A 4,955-nucleotide genomic window follows, 5' to 3' on the forward strand; every position below is an offset into this window, starting at 1 on the left:
CAGTGCGGTCCTGGCCAAGGCCACGAGCTGGCGTTCACCCGCCGACAAGGCCTCGCCGCGCTGGCCGACCGGAGTCTCCAGTCCCTGCGGCAGAGCCACGGCTGCCCCGCCGTTTTTCAGTGCTGGACGGTGGTGAACCGTGTTTGCAGAGCCGCGCGGTCGGGTTTGCCCGCAGGGGTCAACGGCAGGGCATCGAGCAGCAGGAGCGATTCGGGATGTTTGCCGCGCTCCATGCCGTTTGCGGCCAGATGAGCACACAGCCCTTCCAAGTCGAGCACGCTGCCCGGCCGTGGCACGACGCAGGCCGCGAGTCGCTCACCGAGCACGTCGTGGGGGACGCCGATGCACGCCACGTCGCGGACATCGGGATGCGTGGCCAGCATGCGTTCGACCTCGGCGGGGCTGATGTTCGCGCCACCGCGAATGACGATCTCCTTGAGCCGCCCGACCACGTGCAGCCGGCCTGCGGGGTCGAGGACGCCGAGGTCACCGGTGCGTACCCAGCCGTCGCTCGTGCGATAACGCGAGTCCAATTGCGGGTCCCCGACGTAGCACAGCGGCGTCATCGGGCCCCGGGCGACTATTTCTCCGGTTTCACCCGGCGCCGCGGTCCGGCCGGTGTCGACCCGGTCGATGCGGATCTGCGCCACCCGCGGGTCGGGTCGCCCGACCAGCACTCCCGAAGTCCCGTCGTCGGAATTGATTTCGCCGGAATCGATTTCGTCGATGTCCGTGTGACAGTTGACGCCGTCGGCCGACCCGTAGAGGTTCACCACCGTGCATCCGAATGCTTGTTGTGCCTCCCGGGCGGTGGTGGCGTCGAGTTGGGAACCACCGAGCACCAGTGCCGTCAGTGCGGAGGTGTCGGTCTCGGCTGCGCCGTTTTCGAGCATCATCCGGATCATGGTGGGGACGCCGAGCACGTGCGTGGGACGATGCCGTTGGATCGACGCCAACGCTTCCCTTGGCGAGAAATGATCCAGCAGAATCAGCGCGCCGCCGTGGCGGGCCAGCGTCACAGCCGTGCCGTTGCTGCCGAACGCCGTGGCGAGCGGTACGAGAAACAGGCTGCGGGGCGGTCGGTCGTCGGTCAACAGCGATGCCATGAAGTTGCCGCGGCCGCCTGCCAGCGCGTTATGAGAGTAGGCGACCATCTTCGGTTCCGACTCCGACCCGGAGGACACCAGGATGCGAGCGGCCGCGTCCGGATCGGGGCGATCCGGGACGAAATCGTCATAGTCGCCAGGGAACAGCTCGGCGAAAGGCACACAGCTTTTCGGCGCGAAGTCGATACCGACGGAGACTACGAAACGCAATGTCGGCAATTGGCCGAGCAACTGCGCGAGATCTGTTGCGTGGTGGTGTCCACGGAACTGGGCGGCGGCCAGGACACCGACGGCTTCCGATCTCCGCAGCAGCGACTCGGCCTCGCGCATGCCGCGGCCGGCGGGGAACGGCAGGGCTACCGCGCCCAGTGCGGCCAAAGCGAGGTCTGCGATGACAGCGGCGCGGCAATTCGGCAGCTGGATGCCGACGACATCGCCGGCTTGTACGCCTCGGGCGGCCAGACCGGCGGCCAGTTGCCGCGCCAGGGCGTCCAATTCCGCGTAGCTGACCTCGCCTTCGTTGTCGACCAGTGCGGTTCGGTGCGGGTGCTGGCAGCGGCGTGCCCGGAACAGCGAATACAGGTCGAGGTCGGGGTAGCTGCCGTCGGCCGCCCAGGTTCTGCGTAGCTTGCGGGGGACCAGATCGTGCAGTGCGACGCTCATCGGAACCTCCAAGGCGACGACACGGCGACGGCGCCGTGTTCGTCGCGTGCCATGGCGCCTGCGAAGCGAGAATCGGTGGGCAGGGTTGTGAGATCGGTGGTCACCGGGGTGGTGATGATGCCTCGGCCGCGAAGCATCGCGCAGGCGTCGTCGGTGGACAGCGCACGCACCTGTGCCGCGGTGTCGGCTGCCGCGACGGCGTGCTCGTCAGCGGGTGCGATGAGCCCGTCAGCGGTCGGCAACGGGCGACGGAATCCGGCGGGGTGACGGAGGGGAAGACCGTCATGCGCCCGGCGCAGAGCCGGCGCGGTCAGTAGTTGCGCGGCGGCCAACAGGGAGGATTCCACGCGCACGCCGCGGCCGGTGCGTTCGCGGGTCAGCAATCCGGCCAGAATCGCTTCGGCGCCCAGCATGCCGCCGAGCACGTCCAGCAGGGTCATCAGTGACGGTGTCGGTGGTTCGTCGGCTGGGCGGGCCGCCTCTCCGACGGCGGTGCGGGCTTGCACCATGAAGTCGGTGCCCATGGGGGCGTCGGGGAGCCGTCCTGCCCAGCCGCTGGTGTAGGCGTAGATCAGGCTCGGGTTGGCGGCCGACAGCGTGTCGGCGGCGAGCCCGAGTTGCTCGGCTTTGCCGGGCGCCCAGTTGTGTAGGAAGACGTCGGCGTCGGCTGCCAGTTCGAGCAACCGCTGTCGGTCGGAGGGGGACTTGATGTCGATTTCGATCGCGTCCTTGCCCCGGTTGAGGGCCAGCCAGCGTGCGGAGATGTCCGAGCAGGTGGGTGGCATGCCACGCAGCGGGTCACCGCCTGGCGGTTCGATTCGCACGACGGTCGCGCCGAGCAGCCCCAGCAGGTGCGCGGCGAGTGGGGCCTGGACTCGACGCCCTGCCTCGAGCACGGTGAACCCCGCCAGAGGGCGCTCGTCGCTACATCGGCCGCGTGCCGGTATCGCCGCGGGGATCCCCGGGTAGGCGGCCAGTTCCCAGGGCAGCGTCGATTCTCCGCCGCCGTGCAGTTCTGCCGAGCGTTCGGCGAGGGTGTGTAATCGGCAGACGTCGGCGCCGGATTCGGCCGCGGCTGCCTGTACCTGTGCCCACGTGCTGGCCAGCGTGGCGTGATGCAGCTCGTCGGGGATCGGAGCGCAGGCGGTGGCATAGCGGAACTGGAAGGGTCGCCAGCCTTTTCGTGCGGCTTGCATCGGTGCTCGCATGGCCTGCCAGAATTCGGCCCACACCGCGACGTCCAGTGCTTCGAGTTCGAATCGAACGCCGTCGGCAGTGGTGAACGGTGGCCCACCAGGCGCCAGTGGGCTGGCTTCATCGTCCTCGGCGCACGCTGCGGCGAGGTACTGCGAGACGGTCAGCAGCGCCACGCGATCGAGCGAGACATCCGCCGAGGTGACCAAGGTGCCCCTCGCGCGGCCGATGAGCGCGGCCAACAGGCCTTGGACGGCGAGCACACCGGAAGCGGTCGAGACGTAGTCCACGGCCAGTCCGCGGGGTGAGCCGTCGCGACGTCCGTGCACGAGCATCAGTCCTGCGGCGGCCTGCGCTGTCGCCTCATCGCACACCTCGCTGTCCGGCCTGCCCCAGGACAGGCGGGTTTCGACTCTCGCGCCGTCGAGGTCGGTGAGAGTCAGCGCGTCATGGTCGGCCGTGGAAGGTTCGGCGCCCAGCAACCGCAGGTGCTGCGCCGCGATCGAGACCGGACCCGGCGGTCCACCGGTCTCGAGCTGCACCCCCTCCAATGGTTTCGCCGTCAGTTGGTTGTCGGAGGTCCGCGTAGCGCCGAGTGTCATGGCTCTCCTTCTCGAACAGAGTGACCGCCGCGGGAACTCGGTGGCGATCGCCGCCGACCACTCCCGCGGACAACAGCAGTCGCAGCGCGGGGACGTCGAGTTCCCGGCAGACGAGGAGAAGCCATGGACCCGTATGCATCCGACACCCGTATGTCCGCCGCCGCGATCGACGGCACGTCGCTGCGTGAGCGTGTGGAAGCCTTTGTGGCGAAACAAGTGATGCCACAAGAGATCCTGCTGGACGCAGGTGGCCCGGATGCTGCGGCAGCCCGTTCGCAGTTGGCCGACGCCGCGCGGGCGGAAGGGCTGTGGGCGTTGCCGCTGCCGAGGGAATTTGGTGGTCGGGGACTTTCGTTCGCCGAGTACGTGTGCTTGGCCGAGGCCGAAGGCGCCAGTGACCACGGGCCTGCGGTGCTCGGCTCGGCCTCGCTGTTGGATGTGCGGATGTTGCAGCGTCATGCCGGTGACCGCGTTCGGGAGACCTACCTGAAGCGACTGGTTTCCGGGGAAGTGCATGCGGCGTACGCGATGACCGAACCCGACACACCAGGCACCGATCCGACGTTGACGGCCACCCGAGCGACGGAGGCTCCGGACGGTTCGTGGGTGCTGTCCGGTCGCAAATGGTTCGTCAGCGGCGCCCAGGACGCCGATGTGATCACGGTGCTGGCTCGCACCGACGGGCGGGCGTCGGACCGGGATGGGCTGTCGTTGCTGCTGGTGCCGACGGACGCTCCGGGCTTCCGGCTCGTGCGTGAGCTGCCGGTCCTCGGCGTTGGTGGGCAGTGGGAGATCGCCCTGGACGAGGTGCGGCTGCCGAAAGACCATCTAATCGGCGAGCGGGGACGTGCGTTGCCGATCGCGCGGCAGCGGTTGCAGCTCGGCCGGACGTTGCGCTGCCTGCGCTGGCTCGGCCAGGCGCAGCGGGCCTATGACCTGATGTGCGAGCGAACTCGCACGCGCGGTCAGTCATCGGGAACGCTGGCCGAACGCCAGCTGGTGCAGCAGCATGTTTTCGAGTCGCTGTTGGCCATCCGGAGCACCCGGCCGCTCGTGCACAAGGCCGCCGCGCTCCTCGACGCAGGTCATGACGCTCGCGTGGAATCCGGTTTGGCGAAGGTGGCCGCGGCGCGGACGCTGCAACAAGTGGCTGATTCCGCGATCCAGGTGTACGGGGCTGCCGGGCTGGGACCGGATACCGCGCTGCCGGGACTGCTGCGAATGGGGCGGATGGCGCGCTTGCTGGATGGTCCGGACGAACTGCATATCACCTCCGTGGCCAGGTCGGTGTTGCGCTGAGTGCCTGTGTATGAACTGATCATTTCGGGATCGGGTGGGTTGTGAGGCGGGCGAGTCGGCGCCGCATGACCAGGGTCATGGCCCACAGGAC

The 4,955-nt window shown here is 68.6% G+C and carries 3 protein-coding genes; 1 reads left to right on the forward strand and 2 read right to left on the reverse strand.

Annotated elements, in window-relative coordinates; all coding sequences use genetic code 11:
- Nucleotides 1–116 precede the first annotated feature (116 nt).
- Nucleotides 117–1,769 carry a class I adenylate-forming enzyme family protein gene (locus tag ABZW96_RS37230; protein WP_355081550.1) on the reverse strand — a complete coding sequence of 551 codons (1,653 nt, stop codon included), beginning with the start codon at nt 1,767–1,769 and terminating at the stop codon, nt 117–119.
- Nucleotides 1,766–3,565 (reverse strand): CoA transferase, encoded by a 1,800-nt coding sequence (locus ABZW96_RS37235; RefSeq protein ID WP_355081552.1) that lies wholly within the window; start codon nt 3,563–3,565, stop codon nt 1,766–1,768. Before ABZW96_RS37235 ends, ABZW96_RS37230 begins: the two co-directional genes overlap by 4 nt.
- A gap of 123 nt (nt 3,566–3,688) precedes the next feature.
- On the opposite strand from ABZW96_RS37235, the gene ABZW96_RS37240 reads away from it, so the two are divergent.
- Nucleotides 3,689–4,864 carry an acyl-CoA dehydrogenase family protein gene (locus tag ABZW96_RS37240; RefSeq protein WP_355081554.1) on the forward strand — a complete coding sequence of 392 codons (1,176 nt, stop codon included), beginning with the start codon at nt 3,689–3,691 and terminating at the stop codon, nt 4,862–4,864.
- Nucleotides 4,865–4,955 lie beyond the last annotated feature (91 nt).

Origin of the sequence: Nocardia sp. NPDC004168 (assembly GCF_040610355.1) — a bacterium.
In the GTDB taxonomy this organism is placed as follows: Bacteria; Actinomycetota; Actinomycetes; order Mycobacteriales; family Mycobacteriaceae; genus Nocardia; species Nocardia sichangensis.

Bases quoted from the DNA above. Each gene is read 5' to 3' on its own strand.
- ABZW96_RS37235 (WP_355081552.1), bottom strand. From the start codon at position 3,565: ATGACACTCGGCGCTACGCGGACCTCCGACAACCAACTGACGGCGAAA.
- ABZW96_RS37240 (WP_355081554.1), top strand. From the start codon at position 3,689: ATGGACCCGTATGCATCCGACACCCGTATGTCCGCCGCCGCGATCGAC.
- ABZW96_RS37230 (WP_355081550.1), bottom strand. From the start codon at position 1,769: ATGAGCGTCGCACTGCACGATCTGGTCCCCCGCAAGCTACGCAGAACC.